The following is a 687-nucleotide window of genomic DNA, read 5'->3' on the forward strand; positions in this document are numbered from 1 at the left end:
ATTCGTCCATCTCGCCTTCGACCGGCAAAGCGTCGCTTTGAGAACGAGACTTCGCCGCTGGATCGTGATCAGAACTTACACTGCTCTCTGTGGCTGAACGGCTGTCAGGCTTTTCAATATCACCCTTGTCGCGTGCGGCCTCAATGTCTTCTGCTAGCTCGGACGCCGCATTTGAGCGATCATCCGTCTCACTGGCGTCAAATGAATCCATCGCCGGTTTCGGAGATTGGCTTAGGCCTGGCTCAGGTACGGCGTTTATCAACCGTTCATCCCCAAACTCTTTAAGAGCAGAAATCGCGCTGTACGTTGAGTTCGTAAGCACGCCCCGCACTTGCTCGCCCGTTTTGCCGGTATATTTTACAGACTCTTTAAGGGCCAATTTAAACGCATTAGAGTTGGGACCCTTCGCGGTTGCGCCAACAATTGACTCACCAAGCTCTATTGCCTTTAAGCGGGAATCCGTTGCGCCGGGATCATAAATCTGATGAACCAGACCATCGATTCGCCAGCGCTTCATTAACGTCTTCGAAAGCGTATCGAAGCGAACACCAAGTACCTCCTCAGCAACCGCGTTACGCTCCTTATCCGTTGTGACGCCTCTAAGCTTTCGCTCTAGTTCCGCGACGTCATCTTCACCAGACGAAAGCACTAACAGCTCAACGAGATTACTAAGTAAGCTGGCTATGA

1 protein-coding gene is annotated in these 687 nt (G+C 51.7%); it reads right to left on the minus strand.

Translation table 11 applies throughout. The annotated features are described in order from the left end of the window. The coding region (locus A3751_RS22410; RefSeq protein WP_197466076.1) for a hypothetical protein at nucleotides 1-687 on the minus strand (687 nt) is incomplete at both ends.

The organism is Oleiphilus sp. HI0080 (assembly GCF_001635135.1).